24 protein-coding genes and 1 riboswitch are annotated in these 20,767 nt (G+C 53.9%); of the genes, 17 read left to right on the top strand and 7 right to left on the bottom strand.

The annotated features are described in order from the left end of the window. On the top strand, positions 1–656 hold a 656-nt coding region (locus ACWB12_RS16035), incomplete at its 5' end, for a Crp/Fnr family transcriptional regulator (protein WP_479531102.1). A 187-nt stretch (positions 657–843) separates the two neighbouring features. On the opposite strand, the gene ACWB12_RS16030 is transcribed toward ACWB12_RS16035, so the two are convergent. Then, entirely contained in the window at positions 844–1,917 is a 1,074-nt protein-coding gene (locus tag ACWB12_RS16030) for an endonuclease/exonuclease/phosphatase family protein (protein ID WP_479531101.1), read from the bottom strand. Between the two features lie 193 nt (positions 1,918–2,110). Here ACWB12_RS16030 and ACWB12_RS16025 point away from each other — a divergent pair, with 193 nt between their 5' ends. From ACWB12_RS16025 to ACWB12_RS16015, 3 genes are all read left to right on the top strand, one after another. Further along, complete coding sequence (locus ACWB12_RS16025) at positions 2,111–2,992, top strand: LysR family transcriptional regulator (protein WP_479531100.1); 882 nt, start codon at positions 2,111–2,113, stop codon at positions 2,990–2,992. Then, a complete protein-coding gene (locus ACWB12_RS16020) occupies positions 2,989–3,870 on the top strand; it encodes a DMT family transporter (protein WP_479531099.1) in 882 nt (293 codons plus the stop codon). The genes ACWB12_RS16025 and ACWB12_RS16020 overlap by 4 nt, the downstream gene beginning before the upstream one ends. Positions 3,871–3,938: 68 nt before the next feature. Continuing rightward, a complete protein-coding gene (locus ACWB12_RS16015) occupies positions 3,939–4,430 on the top strand; it encodes a ClbS/DfsB family four-helix bundle protein (RefSeq protein WP_479531098.1) in 492 nt (163 codons plus the stop codon). A 211-nt stretch (positions 4,431–4,641) separates the two neighbouring features. Here the strand turns inward: ACWB12_RS16015 and ACWB12_RS16010 are convergent, their stop codons facing one another. Beyond that, on the bottom strand, positions 4,642–4,965 hold the full coding sequence (locus ACWB12_RS16010; protein ID WP_479531097.1) for an ArsR/SmtB family transcription factor: 324 nt from the start codon (positions 4,963–4,965) through the stop codon (positions 4,642–4,644). 230 nt (positions 4,966–5,195) lie between these two features. Here ACWB12_RS16010 and ACWB12_RS16005 point away from each other — a divergent pair, with 230 nt between their 5' ends. The 7 genes from ACWB12_RS16005 to ACWB12_RS15975 all read left to right on the top strand — a co-directional run bounded on the left by ACWB12_RS16005 (position 5,196) and on the right by ACWB12_RS15975 (position 9,501). Then, positions 5,196–5,525: an AtpZ/AtpI family protein gene (locus ACWB12_RS16005; protein WP_479531096.1), complete on the top strand. Its 330-nt coding sequence runs from the start codon at positions 5,196–5,198 to the stop codon at positions 5,523–5,525. A gap of 29 nt (positions 5,526–5,554) precedes the next feature. After that, a complete protein-coding gene (locus tag ACWB12_RS16000) occupies positions 5,555–6,274 on the top strand; it encodes a F0F1 ATP synthase subunit A (RefSeq protein WP_479531103.1) in 720 nt (239 codons plus the stop codon). A 57-nt stretch (positions 6,275–6,331) separates the two neighbouring features. Further along, the gene (locus tag ACWB12_RS15995; protein ID WP_118943969.1) at positions 6,332–6,568 is read left to right on the top strand and encodes a F0F1 ATP synthase subunit C; all 237 of its coding nucleotides are present in this window, start codon (positions 6,332–6,334) and stop codon (positions 6,566–6,568) included. 84 nt (positions 6,569–6,652) lie between these two features. Further along, positions 6,653–7,186, top strand: a complete 534-nt coding sequence (locus tag ACWB12_RS15990) for a F0F1 ATP synthase subunit B' (RefSeq protein WP_479531095.1) — start codon at positions 6,653–6,655, stop codon at positions 7,184–7,186. A 4-nt stretch (positions 7,187–7,190) separates the two neighbouring features. Continuing rightward, positions 7,191–7,745: a F0F1 ATP synthase subunit B gene (locus ACWB12_RS15985; RefSeq protein WP_479531094.1), complete on the top strand. Its 555-nt coding sequence runs from the start codon at positions 7,191–7,193 to the stop codon at positions 7,743–7,745. 171 nt (positions 7,746–7,916) lie between these two features. Next, positions 7,917–8,264: a hypothetical protein gene (locus ACWB12_RS15980; RefSeq protein WP_479531093.1), complete on the top strand. Its 348-nt coding sequence runs from the start codon at positions 7,917–7,919 to the stop codon at positions 8,262–8,264. Positions 8,265–8,382: 118 nt separating this feature from the next. Next, positions 8,383–8,526, top strand: a riboswitch (FMN riboswitch). An 81-nt stretch (positions 8,527–8,607) separates the two neighbouring features. Further along, positions 8,608–9,501 carry a DMT family transporter gene (locus ACWB12_RS15975; RefSeq protein WP_479531092.1) on the top strand — a complete coding sequence of 298 codons (894 nt, stop codon included), beginning with the start codon at positions 8,608–8,610 and terminating at the stop codon, positions 9,499–9,501. 6 nt (positions 9,502–9,507) lie between these two features. On the opposite strand, the gene ACWB12_RS15970 is transcribed toward ACWB12_RS15975, so the two are convergent. The 4 genes from ACWB12_RS15970 to ACWB12_RS15955 form a co-directional block, all read right to left on the bottom strand. Beyond that, positions 9,508–10,275 (bottom strand): FadR/GntR family transcriptional regulator, encoded by a 768-nt coding sequence (locus ACWB12_RS15970; RefSeq protein ID WP_479531091.1) that lies wholly within the window; start codon positions 10,273–10,275, stop codon positions 9,508–9,510. A 104-nt stretch (positions 10,276–10,379) separates the two neighbouring features. Then, a complete protein-coding gene (locus ACWB12_RS15965) occupies positions 10,380–11,036 on the bottom strand; it encodes a YiaD family glycine zipper/OmpA-like lipoprotein (RefSeq protein ID WP_479531090.1) in 657 nt (218 codons plus the stop codon). A gap of 112 nt (positions 11,037–11,148) precedes the next feature. Beyond that, on the bottom strand, positions 11,149–11,991 hold the full coding sequence (locus ACWB12_RS15960) for a bifunctional helix-turn-helix domain-containing protein/methylated-DNA--[protein]-cysteine S-methyltransferase (RefSeq protein ID WP_479531089.1): 843 nt from the start codon (positions 11,989–11,991) through the stop codon (positions 11,149–11,151). Between the two features lie 92 nt (positions 11,992–12,083). After that, positions 12,084–13,136, bottom strand: coding sequence for a Hint domain-containing protein (locus ACWB12_RS15955; RefSeq protein ID WP_479531088.1), 1,053 nt, complete (start codon positions 13,134–13,136; stop codon positions 12,084–12,086). Positions 13,137–13,288: 152 nt separating this feature from the next. On the opposite strand from ACWB12_RS15955, the gene nth reads away from it, so the two are divergent. Then, positions 13,289–13,933: an endonuclease III gene (gene nth, locus ACWB12_RS15950; protein WP_479531087.1), complete on the top strand. Its 645-nt coding sequence runs from the start codon at positions 13,289–13,291 to the stop codon at positions 13,931–13,933. After that, positions 13,930–14,928, top strand: coding sequence for an adenosine kinase (locus tag ACWB12_RS15945; protein ID WP_479531086.1), 999 nt, complete (start codon positions 13,930–13,932; stop codon positions 14,926–14,928). Before nth ends, ACWB12_RS15945 begins: the two co-directional genes overlap by 4 nt. Positions 14,929–14,981: 53 nt before the next feature. Here ACWB12_RS15945 and ACWB12_RS15940 read toward each other — a convergent pair whose 3' ends face one another. After that, positions 14,982–15,806 carry a sulfotransferase family protein gene (locus tag ACWB12_RS15940; protein WP_479531085.1) on the bottom strand — a complete coding sequence of 275 codons (825 nt, stop codon included), beginning with the start codon at positions 15,804–15,806 and terminating at the stop codon, positions 14,982–14,984. Positions 15,807–15,955: 149 nt separating this feature from the next. On the opposite strand from ACWB12_RS15940, the gene ACWB12_RS15935 reads away from it, so the two are divergent. The 4 genes from ACWB12_RS15935 to polA all read left to right on the top strand — a co-directional run. After that, entirely contained in the window at positions 15,956–17,533 is a 1,578-nt protein-coding gene (locus ACWB12_RS15935; protein ID WP_479531084.1) for a DUF5928 domain-containing protein, read from the top strand. Positions 17,534–17,542: 9 nt separating this feature from the next. Continuing rightward, entirely contained in the window at positions 17,543–17,923 is a 381-nt protein-coding gene (locus ACWB12_RS15930) for an HIT domain-containing protein (RefSeq protein WP_479531083.1), read from the top strand. 64 nt (positions 17,924–17,987) lie between these two features. Next, complete coding sequence (locus ACWB12_RS15925) at positions 17,988–18,164, top strand: zinc-finger domain-containing protein (RefSeq protein WP_479531082.1); 177 nt, start codon at positions 17,988–17,990, stop codon at positions 18,162–18,164. 54 nt (positions 18,165–18,218) lie between these two features. Then, the coding region (gene polA, locus ACWB12_RS15920) for a DNA polymerase I (RefSeq protein ID WP_479531081.1) at positions 18,219–20,767 on the top strand (2,549 nt) is incomplete at its 3' end.

Here is a 20,767-nt window from a genome sequence, read left to right as displayed (position 1 = left end):
GAATGGGAATCCCTAAACGTCAACAGGCCCTATTTGGCCTTGAAAATCTTGAGCCGGAAATAATTGCAAAAATTGAGCAAGACAGTCAGATTGTTACCTATTCACCTGACATAATCGCATTTTACCCCGGCAAAGCCTGCACAAGTTTCCTGTGGTTTTTGGACGGCTCTTTAAGGGTTCGTATTATTGCGGAGAATGGGCAAGAAATTACGCTTTACCGCGTTAAACCTGGCCAAACTTGCGTGCTGACCACATCGTGTCTGCTTTCGCGGCAAAATTACAGTGCAGATGCCATTGTCGAAGAGGATATTACGGCCATTGCAATTCCGCAGAACCTTTTTCGTGAATTGCTGGTAGCATCAAGCAAGTTTCACGATCTTGTTTTTCAGACGTTTAGCGGGCGGATTGCCGGTTTGATCTCCGGATTTGCAGAAATTGCCTTTGCAAGCCTGAACCACCGGCTGGCGAGGTTGTTATGTGATCAGGCCACGGGTGGCATTGTGAATATGACCCACCAAGATATAGCTAGCGAACTGGGAACAGTGCGCGAAGTTGTTAGCTGTATATTGAAAGAATTTGAAAAGCAGACGCTGATATCTCTTCATCACAGAAAAATTATGGTCCGGGACATCGAAGGTCTTAGACATATCCACTGATGGGGTTCAGGCCAAGTGGGATTGAGGCGGTGAATGCTCCAATCCCATCTGATATCATACTTTTAGCAAGAACTAACCGATGCGCGGTTCGAGCACTTGATGGAAGAGGAGTGACGCCTTGTGGCGTTTCAACAGTCGGGCGAAACAGCGGGATTTCGTTTGAAAATGTGTAGAATGCCAACAGGCCCTAGTTGGTTCGCATTTCCATCCACAATGGCCTGTGATCTGAAAGATGGAATTTGGTATACCTTGCGAACATGCTGATCGCCTTGCTGTGCGTGAGCGATCCGGCAAGGTCATCCCATTTGGATTTGAACACGGCATTGTCAAAGTCAAAAACCCCTGATTTGCTAACCTTGCCCCTTAACGCAGTCGGGGACAGTGCTATTTGATCGTAGGTTTTATCATTCCCCAGATTGGAGCCGCCGATATGCGACATCTGGGTATTATCCACACCGATAGTCTGGTCAGAAACGTAGTCCAGAGATTGCCAGCCAAATTTCTTAAGGGCTTTGACTGTTGATTCATTCTGGTCCATGTTGGGAATGTTCATATCCCCCAGCAGAATAATGTCGCGGTCCCATGCATTGCCACCAGAGCTTACCCGCTCTGCCCACCTTGAAAGCGCAAATATCTCTAGCACCCGACGCGCATATTTCAGTTGCTTTGCATCGGTGGAAGAGTTCTGGAACGCCCCAAAATACAGGTGAACATTAGCCAGCACAAAGCCTAACTTGCCACAGCGAAAACTGCCGATATATGGATTGCGGTCAAAAGGAACGAAGCGGTGGTTTTTGATCGTTCTGGTCTGATCCTGGCCGCCCTTCCTAAAATGAACCTTAACGGTTCGCTTTGGATACTCCCGCTTGGTTAACGCGACTTCGCCCCATAGTTTATCAATCTGGACTTTATCTTTGCGGTAAATATAGGCGAGGCGTTCCGCATTTCCGGCTTTGTCCGACATCACAAAATCAAAACCGCCGTCCATGCCGCGAACGATTTTCTCAAAGGTTCTGAAGTTATTATTTACTTCTTGAACTGCGATCAGGTCAAATCTGCTGAGCATATGGGATAATATCAGTAATGCGCGCGGGGGCCGTTTTTGTGCGCCAAGATTGGCGATATTCCAACTGGCCAACAGTAGCCTGCCATTGCGACTGGTAGGCACATTCCGCATCTCGAAATGTTGGTCTATGGCTGTAATTTCTTCGTCGGCGTTATATCGGTAGCTTGGACTAGGCTCTTTAAATGGAATGGCCATTGCTAATTACCCCTCTAAATAGAAACTCACATACCACATTTTTGTTGCTTATTGGGGCAAATGAATTTTTTGCCTCAACATAGGAATAGCATCTAGGGTCACAGTGCAGTTTTTTATCGGGCATTCTATTTGCAATATTGCACTTACTCCTTCTAGTGTAACGGTAATTGTCCAAATTTGCACAGGTACTGCAATGAACAACTGGGATGAAATCCGCACGGCCTATCACGTTGCCCGCGCCGGAACCGTCAGCGGGGCGGCGCAGGATCTGGGTGTGCACCATGCCACCGTGATCCGGCATATTGATGCACTAGAAGCGCAGATGGGCACCAAGCTGTTTCAACGCCATGCGCGGGGCTATACCCCGACCGAGGCCGGTGCCGATCTGTTACGGGTGGCCCAGGCGACGGATGACCAATTTGCGCAACTTGCCGGACGGATACGCGGGCAGGGCGATACGGTGACGGGGGAACTGGTGGTCACGTCGCTGGCCAGTTTTTCACATGTGTTGACGCCGGTCCTGGTGCGGTTCCAGCAAGAACACCCCGATGTTTCGGTGCGCTATCTGACAGGATCACGCCTGTTCCGGCTGGAATATGGCGAGGCCCATGTGGCCATTCGGGCCGGGTCACCACCGGATCAGCCCGACAATGTGGTGCAGAAATTTTCAACCGAATGCATCGCGCTTTATGGCTCTAAAAGCTATATCGAGACCAATGGTATGCCCAAAAATGAAGATGATCTGGGGTCGCATCGTTTTGTCAGTTATGACGAGCCGCAATCGCGCGCTCCTTATCATCAGTGGCTAAAGGACAATATCGCGCTAGAGCAGGTCACGTTCAGGGTGGCGGATGACCGCAGTCTGCATCAGGCAATTCTGGCGGGGGCCGGATTAGGGTTTATGGTCGAGCGGATTGCCGAGCGCCATCCGGATCTGGTGCAGGTGTTGCCATCGCGCGGGGAATGGGCCGCACCCTTGTGGCTGGTGACGCATGTGGATTTGCACCGCACGGCCAAAGTGCAGACATTTCTGAAATTCCTGAAGACCGAAATGGGCATAGAGACCGCATCATGACGGGAAACATGCGTGGGCATCTGGCGATGCTGTTGTTTTCGGCGCTGGTGGCGGGGTCCTTCAGTCTGGGCTCAATGGCGGCGAATGAAATTGCGCCAGCAGCCCTGAACACGGTGCGGTTTTTGATCGCTGGTGTGGTGATTGGCGGTGCCGCGATGCTGACAACGGGGTTTAAGCGCGCGGATTTTGCTGCCCCGTGGCGGTATCTGGTGCTGGGCGGGCTGTTTGCTGTGTATTTCGTGCTGATGTTCGAGGGGTTGAAAACCGCAACGCCGGTTAGCTCGGCCGCCGTATTTACCCTGACGCCGGTGATGTCGGCGGGGTTTGGATACCTGTTGCTGCGCCAGATCACCACGGCGCGGATGGCGCTGGCACTTAGCATTGGGGCGATAGGGGCGTTGTGGGTGATTTTCCGCGCTGATATCGCGGCGCTGTTGCGGTTTCGTATTGGCACCGGCGAGGCGGTGTTTTTCTGGGGCTGCGTGATGCACGCGATTTATACCCCGATGGTGCGTAAACTGAACCGCGGCGAGCCTGCGATTGTGTTCAGTTTCGGGGTGCTGGTGGCGGGGTTTTTCATTTTGCTGGCCTATGGGTGGCGCGACTTATGGGCCACCGATTGGGCGGCGCTGCCTGCAATCGTCTGGATCACGCTGGCCTATGTTTCAATCGCGGCGAGTTCGATCACCTTCGTGCTGCTGCAATTCGCGGCCCTGCGCCTGCCCGCGTCCAAGGTGATGGCCTATACATACCTTGTGCCCAGCTGGGTGATCCTGTGGGAAATCGCGCTGGGCAACGGCGCACCTCGCGGGTTGGTGCTGGCGGGGATCGGGCTGACGGTGGTGGCGCTGTGGATGCTGTTAAAGGACGAAGTGTGATTGATCCGCATCAACGCAATCCGTGGCGGTTTGGTGTAAAATCCGGCGCGTAATGTGAGGAGGCCACCATGCCCGGTGCAACCAACCGCGCCGATCTGATTGCCACAACTGAAAAGGAATTCACCAAGTTGGCGGGTTTGTTGGAGGGGGTGGATGATGATCTGGCCAAGCGCCCGTTCGAGGACGGAGTGAGCATCAAGGATGTGATTGGCCATCGCGCCCATTGGACGGGGATGTTCTTTGACTGGTTCGCCCAAGGGCAGGAAACAGGTGCGGCTGATATTCCGGCTAAAGGCTATAAGTGGAACCAATTGAAGGCCTATAACGCCAAATTGCGCGACGATCAGGCTGGCTTAAGTTGGGGCGAGGTTTTGGCGATGCTGGAACAAAGCCATGCGCGGTTGCTGGATTTCATCAAGGGGATGAGTGAGGCTGATCTATATGGCGCACCGATGGCGGGCGGTGGTAATAAATGGACCACGGGGCGCTGGGCTGAAGCTTCGGGTGCGAGCCACTATCGCTCTGCCGCCAAATACGTGCGTGCCTGTTTGCGGGGGTAGGATGCCTCCGGCGGAGGTATTGATAGCGCTTTGCATTCCTAAATAAAATGAGCATCAGAATTCGCCCGCTCTTGGGGTGAATTGTGTTTCCGCAAAATGCAAATTGCTACAAGGAAAAGAAGAAGCGATAATTTAAGTCAAATTATTTCTACTTGGTCTGGTTTCTTTTTCGCTTAAATATCCCCCGCGCAGAGCGCATAGAATCTCTTGTTTAGCCGTTTAGTTCTTCTTTTAAGAAGCGTTCGAACGCATCCAGATTGATCGCTTCAAACTGACCGAACCCCTGCATCCAGATGCTGGCGTCGCGCATCGCGTCAGGCTCCAGTTTGCACCATTTCACCCGCCCGCGCTTTTCCTGACTTATCAAACGGGCGCGGGTCAGGATGATCAGGTGTTTCGAGATTGCCGCGAGCGACATATCAAACGGTTCGGCCACATCCGTCACCGCCATGTCATCCTCGAGCAGCATCGCGAGGATGGCGCGTCGGGTTGGGTCGCTTAGGGCTGCGAAAGTGGTGTCGAGCTTGGTGGTCATGCGGGAGGGGTATGCGCAAGGCGGGGTAATCGTCAACCATTTGGTTGAATAATGGGTTTTGATGGGAATCTGGTGCGAGTGTGGATTTCCGGTTTAGGTATTTCGCCGAAGGGTGATACAGATACATATTTATCAATATGTTACGCCTAAGGCAGGTGGGGACCTTCCCGCTTGACTCATGCGCCCTTGATACCTAGGTTTCGCGAAACTGTCTGAGGGAGGCTTTAGCCATGTCCGATGCGCCTGATCCAGATCGGCTGAATAAGCTGAGCGAGCGGATTGAAGCGGTCAAACGGGCGGGGGAGCCAAAGCCCAAGGTCGCAACGAACATCAGCCACGCGCAACATGCGTGGCGGATGATCATAGAGCTAACCGTCGGTATCGCTATCGGCGTTGGCATTGGATACGGATTGGATGTGCTGTTTGGCACGATGCCATGGTTTCTGGTGCCGTTTACATTGTTAGGGTTCGCGGCGGGCATCAATGTGATGTTGAAGACTGCCAAAGAACTACAAGAAGAAAACGCGGCTGATCAGGCCGAGATGAATGAGGGGAACTAGACGTGGCCGCAGAAGCACAAAGCGAAGGCATGCAATTCCATCCAATGGAGCAGTTTACTGTTGAGTCATTGTTCGGTGGGCCAATCAACTGGTACACACCAACCAATGCGACATTGTGGATGGGGTTGGCTGTTTTGGCGATCATCGGCCTGCTGGTTCTGGGTACGCGCAAACGTGCTATCGTGCCATCGCGCACCCAGTCGATTGCGGAATTGGCCTATGGTTTTGTTCATTCGATGGTCGAGGATGTGGCTGGCAAAGACGCGCTGAAATACTTCCCCTATATCATGACGCTGTTCATCTTTATCGTGTTCTCGAACTTCCTCGGGCTGATCCCGATGAGCTTTGTGACCACTTCGCATATTGCGGTGACTGTTGTGTTGGCGCTGATGGTTTTTATCAGTGTGACGCTGCTGGGCTTCTACCTGCACGGCATTAAATTTCTGGGCCTGTTCTGGGTCTCGTCGGCACCATTGGCCTTGCGCCCCGTGTTGGCGGTGATCGAGATCATCTCGTATTTCGTGCGCCCCGTCAGCCACTCTATTCGTTTGGCCGGTAACGTCATGGCGGGTCACGCGGTGATCGAGGTGTTCGCTACATTCGCAGGCTCGCTGCTGATCGCGCCACTGGCACTGGTGGGCATCGTTGCGATGTTCGGCATGGATGTGCTGGTGGCCTTCATTCAGGCCTATGTTTTCACTATTCTGACTTGTGTTTATCTAAAGGATGCGCTGCATCCATCGCACTAGTCGGACCCGACAATCATACTAATTACACGCTAAATTCCAACGTAAGGAGAATACACTATGGAAGGCGATATCGTAGAAATGGGTAAATTCATCGGTGCAGGTCTGGCCACTATCGGCATGGGCGGCGCAGCGATCGGTGTGGGTTCAATTGTGGGCAATTTCTTGTCCGGTGCCCTGCGCAACCCTTCGGCCGCTGGCGGCCAAACAGCTATGCTTTTCATCGGCATCGCATTTGCCGAGGCTTTCGGGATTTTCTCGTTCCTCGTTGCACTGCTGCTGATGTTTGCTGTCTAAAAACTAAGAGCCAATCCTTACGGTTGGGCTGCTTTGGATAAGCCATAGCAGCCCGATGTAATAATAGGTTCCTAGGAGGACGACATGGCTGCAGAAACACATGAAGCCGCAGGGCAGATGGCAGAACCCTCGGGCATGCCACAGCTGGATTTTGCGACTTTCCCGAACCAGATATTCTGGTTGCTGATCACGCTGGTCGTGATCTATCTCGTCTTGTCGCGCGTGGTTCTGCCGCGTGTCGGTTCGGTTTTGTCCGAACGCCAAGGCACGATTACCAATGATATTGCGGCAGCCGAAGAACTGAAGCAAAAGGCTGTGGAAGCGGAAGATGCCTATAATAAGGCATTGAACGATGCCCGCGCTGAATCACAAAAGATTGCAGCCGAGGCCAAAGCCGAAATTCAGGCCGAGCTGGATATTGCGATTAGCAAAGCCGATGCTGAAATCGCCGCCAAATCCGCCGAGGCCGAAGCCGCGATTGCCACTATCCGCAAGGGTGCTGTGGCGAGCGTGAAAAAGGTCGCTGGCGATACGGCCAAAGAGATCGTTGCATCAATGGGGGTTAAGGCGGATGCCAAGACCGTTACCGCAGCGGTTACCGCACGGATGAAAGGATAGGATGATGAGAAAACTGACAATCCTGTTTGCTGTGGTAGCGTCACCTGCGCTGGCCGCCGAAGGCCCGTTCGTATCAATGGGTAACCCCGAGTTCATGGTTCTGGTCGGGTTTATCCTGTTCCTTGCTCTGCTGGCGTATTTGAAAGTTCCTGGCCTGTTGGGCGGGATGCTGGACAAACGTGCCGAGGGCATCAAATCGGATCTGGATGAAGCCAAGGCGTTGCGCGAAGAAGCGCAGACCATTCTGGCATCTTATGAACGCAAGCAAAAAGAAGTTCAGGAGCAGGCTGACCGCATTGTCGAGGCCGCCAAGGTCGAGGCGCAAAATGCTGCGGCAGAAGCCAAAGAGGATCTGAAGCACTCCATCAAGCGCCGTTTGGCTGCCGCAGAAGATCAGATCACATCAGCACAGGCATCCGCCGTCAAAGAGGTCCGCGATAGCGCGATTGTGGTTGCTGTGGCGGCTGCGAACGACGTGATTGCCAAGCAATTGACGGCTGCGGACGGCAATGCGCTGATTGAGGACGCGATCAAGGATGTGGCCGCGAAGCTGCATTAAGCACTGCCTGATTGAATGAATTGAAAACCCGGCCTTTGTGGTCGGGTTTTTCGTTTGGGGGCAATGCTTCTCTACACCATCAGTTAGACGCCAGCTATGAGCCCAAATTGACCAAACCAAGGTAACATGAAACGGTGCCTTGAAGGCATAATGGCAAAGTTAGGCGCACTCATGTTTCAGATACTCCGCAAAGGCGAGGTTATTGGCACTTCGGCACTCGAGGCGGGAGATGCACCGATGGGGTGTGCGGAAGGGGTGTTTCATCCACATGCTGGTTTCGTGAGATTCAGAAGTTCGACTTTACCGGAGCAAGATGATGACCTGATGTTGAAGCGTTGGGTCGGTCTCTCAGTCGCTATGTCTGATGGGAGCCCAATATCTTGTTTAGATGTTGTATTATTCGAGGCTGATTTTGGAACTCACCGTGAGCTTCGTGTTGATGTTTTGGGTGTTGCATACCCACTTTATGGCGAGCTTTTTCCAGAACATGTTCGCCAGTATGAGGAACAGTTTAAGTAGTTGAATGATATTTCTACTTGGGATGACAGCAGCGTCCGGTGCTTTGCCACCCTGCCTAATGCATCTTGCCTCCCCCATCTTTTACCTTTACCAATATCAAGCTGCCCATTCACGGGCGGTATGTTCTCAGGGCGGGGTGAAATTCCCCACCGGCGGTAAATCACAGATGTGAAAGCCCGCGAGCGCCCTCCGATAGGAGGGGTCAGCAGATCCGGCGCAATTCCGGAGCCGACGGTTAAAGTCCGGATGGAAGAGAGCGGGATTTGGGTGCGCCGCGCGAGGCGTGCCTGATGTTGTCCTGTTTTGCCTTGGGTCTTGTGCGCAAAGGAAAAGGGGCGACGCCATGACTCAGACAATGACTATAACCGGCCGCAAATCGGCTGCTTTTACGGGGGCCGCCTATATGATCGGGGCGGGCCTGACATTTGCCGTTATCAATGTGGCCAACACCCAACTTACGTGGGTATTGGGCCAAAAGTCCACGGCTGTGGCTTTTTGGGAATACTTTATCGCATTGCTGTTTAGCCTGCCGTGGGTGTTCACGCATTTGCGCAGCGCGTTTACGACCACACAGATTGTTCCCCATATTTTACGAGTCGCTTTGGCGGCTGGCGGGGTGCAGTTGTGGGTTTTGGGGTTCGCCTCGGGGGTGCAGATTTGGCAAATGATCGCGCTTTTGATGACGTCCCCATTTTTTGTAACCATCGGGTCCCTATTGGTGCTGCGGGAAACCGTTACTAAAGAGCGCTGGATTTCTTTGGCGATGGGGTTTGTTGGGGCCATGATCATCCTTAGCCCTTGGTCGGATACGTTCACCAGTGCTGTGCTTTATCCGCTGGGGGCCTCGTTTTTGTGGGCGATGTATTCACTGGTCACCAAGCATATGACGAAAACCGAAAACAACGATACGCTGACCCTGTATTTGCTGCTGCTGTTAACGCCGATCAATGCCGGATTGGCCTATACCGATGGCGGGTTTATTGTCAGCACGGATGTTGCAATCGCTATGGTTGTCGTTGTGGGGGTTTTGGTCGCTGTGGCCCAGTATTTTCTGGTCAAAGCCTATAGCGTCGCCGATGCGGCCTATCTGCAACCCTTTGATTATGTGAAACAACCGGTCAATATAATTCTGGGCTGGCTGGTTTATAACGAGTTGCCGGAAGGTATTATGTGGCTGGGGGCTGTGCTGATTTTCGGGGCTTCACTATATTTGCTTCGATCAGAAGCCAGAAACTAGAATAGATCAGCGCGCTTTTTCGTGATCCAGCCGAAGGCGCGCGACGGCCTCGTTATGGTCGGTCTTTTGCTGCTCCAGCAGGGCAGTTTTGACAAACCCCAGATGTGCCAAGACTGCGGCGCGGCTGGCGGCGGCATCGCGGGCCTGAAGGGCCAAGTTGATATCGCGGTGCTGGTCCAGCAGGGCGTGGCGCGTGGTGCGTTGTTTGAACATCACCTGACGGTTGTAAAACACCCCTTCGCGCAACAGGTCATACATGGATCGCATCATGTGCAGCATGATGACGTTGTGGCTGGCCTCGATGATCGACAGGTGGAATTGGGCGTCCAGCGTGGCCTCGGCTGCAGGGGCGGGATTGCGGCTGGCGGCTTCCATTTTCCTGAAAATGGTGTCGATCACTTGCAAGTCGGTGTCTGACGCATGGCGGGCGGCGCGTTCGGCGGCCAGCCCTTCCATATCGCTGCGAAAATCCAGATAGTCGAACACCGCCTCATCATGGGTGGCGAACAGTTGGGTTAACGCAGGCGGAAAGGTCGCGCCCAGCGTTTCGGCTACATAGAGGCCAGCACCGGCGCGACTGTCGAGCAGGCCGCGGGCTTGCAGATCGGCAACAGCCTCGCGCAAGGAAGGGCGCGATACGCCCATTTTATCGCTTAGCTCGCGTTCGGACGGCAGGCGTTCGCCGGGGCGCAGGATGCCGCGCAGGATCAGTTGTTCGATCTGGCGGGTGACAGAGTGCGACAGTTTTTCGGACTGGACGGGCTTGAATGGCATTGTGATCCTTTCGGGTGGTCAAAACATATGACCACTGGCTGGTAAGGACAACAAAAAAGGCCGGACGTTGATGTCCGGCCTTTGTATTCGTTTGGTGATGTCGCCTAGGTAACCGGACGGATCACGATTTCAACGCGCCGGTTTTGGCGGCGTCCCTCGGTCGTTTGGTTGGTGGCAATCGGATCATCCTCGCCACGCCCAAAGGAGCGCACGCGCGATGGCCGCACGCCAGCATCCATCAACACAGCCGCAACGGCGCTTGCGCGGCGCGACGACAGGTTCTGGTTATAGGCAGCGGTGCCGGTGTTGTCAGTGTGGCCCAGCACATCAACAGTGGTGTTCGGGTAATCCCGAAGGTTGTTGGCCAGTGCCCGCAAATCGCTGCGCAAGTCCGAGCGCACCAAGGCGCTGTCGGTGTTGAACAGAATATCTTGTGGCATGGTCACGACCAGATTGTCGCCGTTGTTCACGATCTTGACGTTGTTGCCCATGCTGCTGCGCAATTCAGCCGCCTGTTTATCCATCGCGTTGCCAATCAGCGCGCCAGCGCCAGCGCCAAGTGCGGCACCAATGGCTGCATTTTTGAACCGGTCGCTGCCGCTTTCACGGGTGGCCCCCAAAAGTGCGCCCAGACCCGCGCCGATCAGTGCGCCGTTTTGGGTTCGGGTGTTGCCGTTCTGTGGTTCAGGGCCTGGTTCCAGACAGCCTGACAGCGCAAAGCTGCCCACGACCAAAAGTATGATAGGTGTTTTAAGTTGCATTTTTGATGCCTCGCTCAATGTTGCCGTTCTTTGACGGGTTATAGATACAATATTGGGCGATGTTATCGAATATCAACCATTAAAATCGGCTATAAACCGCCAAAACAAGGGATTATGCGCTTTTTGCACGCACCCCTTCCCATGCCAGCATGGCCCGTTTGACGGGTAAACCCCAGTGATAGCCGCCCAATCCGCCGGATTTTCGCAAGGCGCGGTGGCAGGGAATAAGCCAACTGACGGGGTTGCGGCCAACGGCGGTTCCAACGGCGCGGGCCGCTTTGGGGGTGCCGACGGACGCGGCGATTTCCGAATAGGTGGTGACGTGGCCTGACGGGATGGCCAGCAATGCTTCCCAGACCTTGATTTGGAACGGGGCCCCAATCAGGTGCAGGTTGGCGTGACCGGATTGATCAAAAGCGGCGGTGACCCACAGGGCAAGGGGCGCGCTATCCTCGGTGAATGTGGCCCGTGGCCAGCGGGCGCACATATCTGCCATCGCCGCATCGCGCCCCGTTTCGGCGGCGAAGGCCAGGCCGCAAAGCCCCTTGTTGGTGCCCATCGCCAGCGCCAGCCCGAAGGGGGAGTCGAACCAGCCATAGCGGATGGTGAGCCCCGCGCCTTTGCGGGCGAATTCACCCGGGCTCATCGATTCCCAGCGCAGGAACAGATCGTGCAAACGGCTGCTGCCTGACAGACCAACCGCATCCGAGGTGCCCAATGTGGTAAAGTGGTCGTGCAGCAGGGTTTTGGCGTACCCAAGTGTGAGGTACTGTTGGAACCGTTTGGGCGATACCCCGACCCATTTTGAAAACAGGCGTTGGAAATGGGCGGGACTCATTTGCAATTCAGCGGCGATGTTATCCAGCGACAGGGTACGCCCGTTGGCAGCATCAATCACCTCAATGGCGCGTTTGATAACGCCGTAATGATAGGCGGTGTCGGTCATATCTGGCATTTGGCACATCCTTTGGCTGATTTAACGCTAAGCCAGAGTGGGGTGCTATGCGACCCGAAAGTTGCGCTATTGTGCGCTATTGCCCTGTGGTGTCAGGCAACCGAGAGGTGTTGCTGGATGTTGTGGTTGTTTTGCGGCATGAGCAAGGCTGCCTCTCTTGGCTTTAGACAAAACCGCGCGGTTTGCATGGTGTCGGTCTGTGCCCCAAGCAAGCCACGGATTTGCGCCTGTTTTTTGGCGGGCAATGCCGCGAGTGCCATTTTGCCGGGGAAGAAGCTTTCGACCCACAGCCCCTCGGCCAGCACAATTTCATGCTGCTCGAACATGATATGGTAGTATGAAATCTCGTGGTCGGGCAGGGTTCGGGCAACATCACCACCATTTGCAACGGATTTGATCGGGGTGAATACCTCGTCACTGCCAAACAGCCGTTCGATCTGTGGCGATTTCAGTAAAATGCGGTGTTCGGGGGAAAGCAATAAATCTTTTGCGGGTGTTTGCTTATCAATACTACGCGCGGTGATTTTTATCGGGCGTAAATTGACTGCTGATTGTAGTTTGCTGGCGCTGATGATGGTGCGGTCCGCCCATAGCACAGGTTGGAAACCGTGGTCTTTGGTTAATACGCGATCACCGGTCCTGATCCAGTCGACGGGCTGTTCGCCCGTAGCCGTCATTAATGTGGTGCCTTGGCAAAAGCAGGGCACGCTGGCCAGTTCGGAATAGAGCAGGCGGGTGTCATTCCCGTTCGCGTTATCGTTTGCAGTATAAACATCGCCAACATATTGTTCAGGATACTGCACCCCGGGGGTAAGCGGGACTGTGGCAAGGAACCCGACCGCATTACCGTCGATTTCTATCACCTCAAGATACATGACCTCGCCATTTGGCCCTGCCAATGTATAATACAACTCGTCATACATTTGGCCCGATGCGATTGGATTTCCGTTGGTATCCGTAACGGAGGCGGTCTGGGTGGTGTCATCCCCGACTTCGTCGTTGTTGTAATCCCCATCGAGATAATTGTCGTCATCAGTGATTTCAAATTGAACGCGATGTTGGGTGAAATCATAGTCAGGACGCAAGGACCACGTGCTATTGGTGGCATCATAGACCAATGCATCCATAGAATATCCGTAGGTCATCGGGGCCTCCTGCGTATAAATACCCTGCTTGAACTTGGCATAGATGGCTGCAAGGGGGCGTTAAGCGCACCAGAAATACCCTTAGAATTTGAGATGATTTCTTTGCGTTACAGGGGCTTGCTCATTGGTCAGGAATTCCGGATACCTATGGCATGGAAAAACAAATGAGTTACCAAACGATCTGCGAAGTGTTTCAGCGGTTTCACGAGATGGAGCCGGAACCCAAAGGCGAGTTGCACCACACCAATGCCTATACTTTGACGGTGGCGGTGGCGCTGTCAGCACAGGCGACGGATGTCGGGGTGAACAAGGCGACGCGCGATTTGTTCAAGATTGCCAATACACCCGAGAAGATGCTGGCGCTGGGTGAAGAGGGGTTGATTGAACAAATCAAAACCATAGGTCTGTTCCGGCAAAAGGCCAAGAATGTCATTAAAATGAGCCAGATATTGGTGGATGATTTTGACGGAGTCGTGCCGGATTCACGCGCTGCTTTGGTTAGTCTGCCCGGGGTTGGGCGTAAGACCGCCAATGTGGTTTTGAACATGTGGTTCCATCAACCGGCCCAAGCGGTCGACACCCACATTTTCCGCATCGGCAACCGCACCGGCATTGCGCCGGGAAAAGACGTGGATGCGGTGGAACGCGCCATTGAAGACAACATCCCTGCACGTTATCAACAGCATGCGCATCACTGGCTGATCCTGCATGGCCGTTACGTGTGCAAGGCGCGCAAGCCTGCGTGTGCCAACTGTATTATTAATGATCTATGCCCCTATGAGGAAAAGACCCAATGACAAAGAAATACCAGATCGTCGGTATCGGCAATGCGATGGTGGATGTGTTGGCCCATGCGGATGACAGTTTTCTGACCGAAAACGGAATCGAGAAGGGCATTATGCAACTGATCGACATGGATCGCGCAGTGGAGCTATATAACAAGGTTGGCCCTGCGACCGAGATTTCGGGCGGGTCGGCTGCGAATACGATTGCGGGGGCGGCACATCTGGGTGGGCGCGTGGCCTATGTCGGCAAGGTGAAGGATGATCAGTTGGGTGCAATTTTTGCCCATGACCTGCGATCGCAAGGGGTGGATTACGAAACCGTGTTGGCGGGGGCAGACGCTCCGCAGGAAACAGGGCGCTGTATTGTGCTGGTGGCACCGGATGGCGAACGGTCGATGAACACTTATCTGGGGGTGACCGAGTTCTTGCATCCCTCCGATATCGATATTGCGCAAATGGCCGATGCTGAATGGATTTATCTGGAAGGATACCGTTTTGACGGGCCGGAAAGCCATGAAGCGTTTGCCAAGGCAAATGCGACGTGCAAAGCGGCGGGTGGCAAGGTGTCTTTGACGCTGTCTGATCCGTTTTGTGTGGAGCGCCACCGCGATGCATTTCGTGAAATGATCAAATCGGATGTGGATTTGTTATTCTGCAACCGGAGCGAAATGTTGTCGATGTACCAGACCGAGGATTTCGATGCGGCCCTGAACGAGGCTGCCACTGAGGTCGAGATTGTAGCTTGCACCGATTCAGATCAGGGGGCGCATATCCTGTCGGGCGGTAACCGCTGGCATGCCCCTGCGATTCCGACGGATATTGTTGATGCGACGGGTGCGGGTGATCTGTTTGCCGGCGCATTTTTGTGGGGATTGACCAACGGTTACGATCTGGAAACCTGTGGCAACATGGGGTGCGTTGCGGCAAGCGAGGTGATCAGCCATATCGGCGCACGGGCCGAGGCGGATTTGGTCGAGATATTCCGCAAAGCCGGACTGATTTCGTAAAAAGATTCTATGCCTGCGCCGCGGAGTTCGCGCCGCGGGCTTGAAAGTTCTGCTTAGCCTTTTGGCCCCAGTTTTGCGTGGATTTCATCCAGATCAATTTCGCCAATCGGCATTTTATTGTTCGGATCATCTACGTCATATTTGAACATGTTGAAATCGCGTTTGTAGATTTCATAGACCAGATGCATCGAAATATCGTCAAAATAATCCGCAATCGGGTGGGCGCGTTTGGGGCCGTGGCCTTCGCTTTCGTTAAAGCGCGGGATCTTTTTCAGGTTGACCTTATGCTTGGTTTCAACCCCGTCCAGCACTTTTTGCATGCCATCGTTAAAGGTTTCGGTCGGGAAGATGTAATCATATTTCCCGCCATTCATAATAAAGGTCGACACATGGCCCGACATGGCGGACCAATGGATGTCAGGGTCCATCGGGCGGCGCCAGCGGATGGTGTCGCGGGCAAATAGCAGGAAGCGGCGGAATGATTTGATCTGGTCAAACTCGAATCCTGTTTCAGGGTCGCCAACCTCGATCCCGTATTTCTGGATCAGCAGCGGCACCAGTTTGCCGCGATAGCGCTGGCCGTTGCGCTGAATACCGCAGATCTTGTCAAAGAACGAACTGAGGATGCGCCCGTAAGGGTTTCGTACGCAGGTGAAGGCAGGCGAGGTGTGATTGGCGATATTCGCCTCGATGATCGATTGGCTTTCCTCGATTCCCCATTTGTGCATCTTGGCGGTTGCATCATGAATGTCGCCATCAAAAAATTCACCATGATCGGAATAGTACATGATCTGGCCAATGGTCGAACAGGCACATTTGGGGACAACACGATAAACGACACTTTCGCTTTCTGTCATCCAGACACCGGGAAAACCCATATTTTACACTCGCTTCTATACTTTTGTCGGGCCTGAAAAGTGACCTAACGACAATTACGCCTAAAAAAGCAAATAAATGCTGTATATTCAACGGCCATTTGCGCTATTTAGTAAACAATCTTCAGTTTTTCGGGGTAGCAGTTTCCAAAATGGCAAAAATCGCCTTTATTTTGCTTTGTCACAAGGACCCGGATGCGATTATCAAGCAGGCCGGTCGGCTAACGGCGGCTGGCGATTTTATGGCGATCCATTTTGACGCCCGTGCAAAACCGGAACTATTTAAGCAAATCCACGATGCGTTGGTAGATAACCCTAATGTCACATTCGCCAAAAAGCGGATAAAATGTGGCTGGGGCGCGTGGTCACTGGTTCAGGCGACGCTGCTTGCAGTCGAGGCCGCAGTAGATGCATTTCCGCGGGCCACGCATTTTTACATGCTGTCGGGCGATTGCATGCCGATCAAATCGGCCACATATGTGCATCAGTTTCTGGATGGTGCCGATGCTGATTACATCGAGAGCTATGATTATTTTGATAGCGACTGGATTAAGACGGGGTGGAAAGAAGAGCGCCTGATCTATCGCCACTTTTTCAACGAACGCACCCAGAAAAAATGGTTTTACGGTGCCTTCAACATCCAGAAAAAACTGGGACTGTCCCGTGAAATCCCGGCCGATTTGCAAATTATGATCGGCAGCCAATGGTGGTGTCTGCGGCGCCGCACGATCGAATGGATTTTGAATTTTACCCGAGAGCGCAAAGATGTGATGCGGTTTTTCCGTACGACATGGATACCGGACGAGACATTTTTCCAGACCCTCGTGCGCCATGTGGTCCCAGAAGATGAAATTGAGGCGCGCACCCTGACGTTCCTGATTTTTTCGGACTACGGGATGCCGACGACGTTTTATAATGACCATTATGATCTGCTGCTTAGTCAGGATTTCCTGTTCGCCAGAAAAATCAGCCCCGAGGCAAGCGAATTAAAGCGCCGGTTGGGTAAATTATATGCCAGCGGGGAAGTGGATTTCCAGATTTCCGACGAGGGGCGCAGCCTGTTCAAGTTTTTAACCGGTCGTGGTCGGATCGGGCGGCGGTTTTCGCAACGGTTCTGGGAAACCGAGAGCACCTTGGGCCGTGACCGCGAACTGCTGATCGTGGTCTGCAAGAAATGGCATGTGGCCAAACGGCTGGTGGCAAAAATTCGTGAGCTGACAGATGTTCCGGTGCTGGAATACATGTTTGACGAAGAGGGATCGGAATTGCCCGATCTGGGCGGCATTCAATCGACGCTGGGCAAACGCACCCGTCACCGCCGCGCCCTGACACGAATGCTGTTTGATTATTACGACACGAACCGGTTGTTGGTGTGTTTTGATCCGAACAACGTGGAATTGCTCAAGGATTTTTATGCGGATCGCTCGAAAACCAAAATGCTGGAGATTGATTGTGAATTCAGTGATGATTACTTGATCGGGCACGCCAAACGGGTCGGGCTGGCGGGCGAGCGCACCCCGCTTGAGACGATCAACAACCTGCTGCCGACAATCCGCTATGATGTGGTGTTTGAAAGCGACCGCATTCGGGATGCGGATTTTGAAAACCACTATCGGGTGCGCGAGGCCGTATCACCTGAGGAAAACGCGCAGGCCTTGGCCGAGTTTCTGGATATACCGCTGGAAACTGCCCGCGAGATAGCCGAAACCGAACACCTGTTTACCGATTGAGGAATGCGCATGCGCTATACCTATGACGACCAAAATATCTTTGCCAAAATCCTGCGCGGGGAAATTCCCTGCTCGCAAGTGCTTGAGACCGAGCATTCACTGGCATTCAATGACATAAGCGAACAGGCCCCGCATCATGTGTTGGTGGTCCCGAAGGGGCCTTATGTGTGTTATGACCATTTTGCTGCCGAGGCAACGGATGCCGAAATCGTTGATTTCACCCGCGCTATCGGGGCGGTTTGCCAGCAATTGGGAGTGGAGCCGGGGGCCGGGGGGGATGGTTATCGGCTGATCGCCAATTCGGGGGCGCATGCGATACAGGAAGTGCTGCATTTACATGTGCATATTCTGGGTGGGCGACCACTGGGGCGGATGCTGCAACGGGTCTGATTGATCTTGTCCCTGCGCCGTGGATCGTTATCATGGCGTGAAATATCTGATGAATGGAGCGAGCATGACCACCCAAGCCCCCGAAACCGTAATCGTCGAGAAATTCAAAGTGTCCTGTGACGGTGGCGGTGCGAACGGTCATCCGCGTGTCTGGCTGCAAATCCCGAATGAACATGGCTGGGTCGAGTGCCCATATTGTGATACCAAATTCATCCACAGAGATTACGTTGAAAAAACCTGATTTCATGGCGGCTTATTGCCCCGAGTGAAGAACATTGGTTCAGAGGGGACTGATATGAGTTTTGGCAAAGGCTGCCATTTACACCTGATTGACGGCTCGGCTTTCATTTTCCGTGCTTATCATGCGTTGCCGCCATTGACACGCAAATCCGACGGGCTACCGATTGGTGCTGTCGCCGGGTTTTGCAACATGTTGTTCAAGCAGATCGAGGATAACAAAGGGGCGGATGCGCCGACCCATGTGGCGGTGATTTTCGATCACTCCGGCAAGACGTTTCGCAATGATCTGTATGATAAATACAAAGCCAACCGCCCGCCAGCACCCGAAGATTTGCGCCCGCAGTTCCCCCTGACCCGCGACGCCACCCGTGCGTTCAACATCGCCTGTATCGAGGTCGAGAATTTCGAGGCTGACGATATTATTGCGACGCTGGCCAATCAGGCCCGTGATGCCGGTGGGCGCTGCACCATCATCAGTTCTGACAAGGACATGATGCAGCTGATCGGCGGTGGCGTTGAAATGCTGGACGCGATGAAGAACAAACGTATCGGGGTTGAAGGGGTCGAGGAAAAATTCGGGGTTGGGCCCGAGCGGGTGATCGATGTGCAAGCACTAGCCGGTGACAGTGTGGATAATGTGCCCGGTGCGCCGGGGATCGGGATTAAAACCGCGGCGCTGTTGATCAACGAATATGGTGATCTGGACACGCTGCTGGAGCGGGCAGGCGAGATCAAGCAACCCAAGCGTCGCGAGAGTTTGATCGAAAACGCCGATCTGATCCGGATATCGCGTGATCTGGTGACGCTGGTGCCGGATATGGATCTGGATTTCACGCTGGACAGTCTGGAGATGAGAGACCCCGAGCCGGATGTTCTGATGGCGTTTTTGGATGAAATGGGTTTTCGCACCCTGACCAAACGTGTGGCTGGTAAGATGGGTGTTGAAGCGCCAGAAGTGGTCGAGGTGGCTGCTGCTGTGGATGCGCCTGAAGCGGTGCCGTTTGACGCGGATAAATACGAGTGGGTCAAGGATGTTGACGCGCTGAACGCGTGGATTGAACGGATTTACGAGCGCGGTTATGTGGCGGTGGATACCGAGACCACAGGGCTGGACACCATGCGGGTTGATCTGGTCGGGATTTCGCTGTGCGTTACGGCGGGCGAGGCGTGTTACATTCCGCTGATCCATAAGGAAAGCGCTGGGGACGATCTGTTTGCGTCGGACGCATTGGCCGAGGGGCAGATGAAAACGGATGTGGTTTTGGCGATGTTAAAGCCGATGCTGGAAGATGAAAGCATCCTGAAAATCGGCCAGAACATGAAATACGACGCCAAGATTTTCGCCCGCGTTGGTGTGTGTGTTGCCCCGATTGATGACACCATGTTGCTGTCCTATGCCCTGCACGCGGGACGGCACAATCACGGCATGGACACGCTGTCGGAACGCTATCTGGATCACACCCCGATCCCGATCAAACCGCTGCTGGGGGCGGGTAAATCCGCGATTACGTTTGACAAGGTCAAGGTGGTGGATGCCGTCCCCTATGCTGCCGAGGATGCCGATATCACCCTGCGTCTGTGGGAGACGTTCAAGCCGCGCCTGCATGTGGAACAGGTGACCACGGTTTATGAAACCATGGAACGCCCTCTGGTGCCGGTTCTGGCACAGATGGAGATGTCTGGCATTAAGGTGGACCGCGATGTTCTAAGTCGTATGTCGAATGCGTTCGCGCAGAAAATGGCGGGGCTTGAGGCGGATATTCACACGCTGGCGGGACGACCGTTTAATGTGGGGTCACCCAAACAGCTGGGCGAAATCCTGTTTGATGAAATAGGGCTTGAGGGCGGTAAAAAGGGCAAAACCGGTGCCTACGCCACAGGGGCTGATGTGTTGGAAGATTTGGCCGCCGATGGCCATGATCTGCCCGCGCGGGTGCTGGATTGGCGACAGCTGGCCAAGTTGAAATCGACATATACGGACGCGTTGCAAGAGCACATTAACCCCGACACGGGCCGTGTGCATACGTCTTACGTGATTGCCGGGGCGAACACGGGGCGGCTGGCCTCGACCGATCCGAATTTGCAGAATATTCCGGTGCGCACCGAGGATGGGCGGCGCATCCGCGAGGCGTTTATTGCGGATGAGGGCAAGGTGCTATTGTCGCTGGATTACAGCCAGATCGAGCTGCGGATACTGGCGCATATCGCCGATATTGAAGCGCTGAAACAAGCGTTTCACGACGGGCTGGATATTCACGCGATGACCGCGAGCGAGATGTTCGATGTGCCACTGGACGAAATGACACCGGACATTCGCCGCCAAGCCAAGGCGATCAATTTCGGGGTGATTTACGGGATTTCCGGCTTTGGTCTGGCGCGTAATTTGCGGATCCCGCGCAAAGAGGCGCAAGGGTTTATCGACCGTTATTTTGAGCGGTTCCCGGGCATTCGCACCTACATGGATGCGACTGTGGAGTTCGCCAAGGAACATAAATATGTGCAGACCCTGTTTGGCCGCAAAATTCACACGCCTGAAATGGGGTCTAAAGGCCCGCGTGCAGGGTTCGCCAAACGCGCCGCGATTAATGCGCCTATTCAGGGCAC

Source organism: Profundibacter sp. (assembly GCF_056498605.1).
This window is presented reverse-complemented; position numbering and strand designations above follow the sequence as displayed.

Excerpts from the sequence above, each read along its gene's own strand:
- nth (WP_479531087.1), top strand. The coding sequence starts at position 13,289 with ATGGAAAAACAAATGAGTTACCAAACGATCTGCGAAGTGTTTCAGCGG.
- ACWB12_RS15970 (WP_479531091.1), bottom strand. The coding sequence starts at position 10,275 with ATGCCATTCAAGCCCGTCCAGTCCGAAAAACTGTCGCACTCTGTCACC.
- ACWB12_RS16020 (WP_479531099.1), top strand. The coding sequence starts at position 2,989 with ATGACGGGAAACATGCGTGGGCATCTGGCGATGCTGTTGTTTTCGGCG.
- ACWB12_RS15985 (WP_479531094.1), top strand. The coding sequence starts at position 7,191 with ATGAGAAAACTGACAATCCTGTTTGCTGTGGTAGCGTCACCTGCGCTG.
- ACWB12_RS15960 (WP_479531089.1), bottom strand. The coding sequence starts at position 11,991 with ATGCCAGATATGACCGACACCGCCTATCATTACGGCGTTATCAAACGC.
- ACWB12_RS15925 (WP_479531082.1), top strand. The coding sequence starts at position 17,988 with ATGACCACCCAAGCCCCCGAAACCGTAATCGTCGAGAAATTCAAAGTG.
- ACWB12_RS15990 (WP_479531095.1), top strand. The coding sequence starts at position 6,653 with ATGGCTGCAGAAACACATGAAGCCGCAGGGCAGATGGCAGAACCCTCG.
- ACWB12_RS15930 (WP_479531083.1), top strand. The coding sequence starts at position 17,543 with ATGCGCTATACCTATGACGACCAAAATATCTTTGCCAAAATCCTGCGC.
- ACWB12_RS16025 (WP_479531100.1), top strand. The coding sequence starts at position 2,111 with ATGAACAACTGGGATGAAATCCGCACGGCCTATCACGTTGCCCGCGCC.
- ACWB12_RS16010 (WP_479531097.1), bottom strand. The coding sequence starts at position 4,965 with ATGACCACCAAGCTCGACACCACTTTCGCAGCCCTAAGCGACCCAACC.
- ACWB12_RS16005 (WP_479531096.1), top strand. The coding sequence starts at position 5,196 with ATGTCCGATGCGCCTGATCCAGATCGGCTGAATAAGCTGAGCGAGCGG.
- ACWB12_RS15980 (WP_479531093.1), top strand. The coding sequence starts at position 7,917 with ATGTTTCAGATACTCCGCAAAGGCGAGGTTATTGGCACTTCGGCACTC.
- ACWB12_RS15940 (WP_479531085.1), bottom strand. The coding sequence starts at position 15,806 with ATGGGTTTTCCCGGTGTCTGGATGACAGAAAGCGAAAGTGTCGTTTAT.
- ACWB12_RS15945 (WP_479531086.1), top strand. The coding sequence starts at position 13,930 with ATGACAAAGAAATACCAGATCGTCGGTATCGGCAATGCGATGGTGGAT.
- ACWB12_RS15995 (WP_118943969.1), top strand. The coding sequence starts at position 6,332 with ATGGAAGGCGATATCGTAGAAATGGGTAAATTCATCGGTGCAGGTCTG.
- ACWB12_RS15975 (WP_479531092.1), top strand. The coding sequence starts at position 8,608 with ATGACTCAGACAATGACTATAACCGGCCGCAAATCGGCTGCTTTTACG.
- ACWB12_RS16000 (WP_479531103.1), top strand. The coding sequence starts at position 5,555 with ATGCAATTCCATCCAATGGAGCAGTTTACTGTTGAGTCATTGTTCGGT.
- ACWB12_RS15935 (WP_479531084.1), top strand. The coding sequence starts at position 15,956 with ATGGCAAAAATCGCCTTTATTTTGCTTTGTCACAAGGACCCGGATGCG.
- ACWB12_RS15955 (WP_479531088.1), bottom strand. The coding sequence starts at position 13,136 with ATGACCTACGGATATTCTATGGATGCATTGGTCTATGATGCCACCAAT.
- ACWB12_RS16030 (WP_479531101.1), bottom strand. The coding sequence starts at position 1,917 with ATGGCCATTCCATTTAAAGAGCCTAGTCCAAGCTACCGATATAACGCC.
- ACWB12_RS16015 (WP_479531098.1), top strand. The coding sequence starts at position 3,939 with ATGCCCGGTGCAACCAACCGCGCCGATCTGATTGCCACAACTGAAAAG.
- ACWB12_RS15965 (WP_479531090.1), bottom strand. The coding sequence starts at position 11,036 with ATGCAACTTAAAACACCTATCATACTTTTGGTCGTGGGCAGCTTTGCG.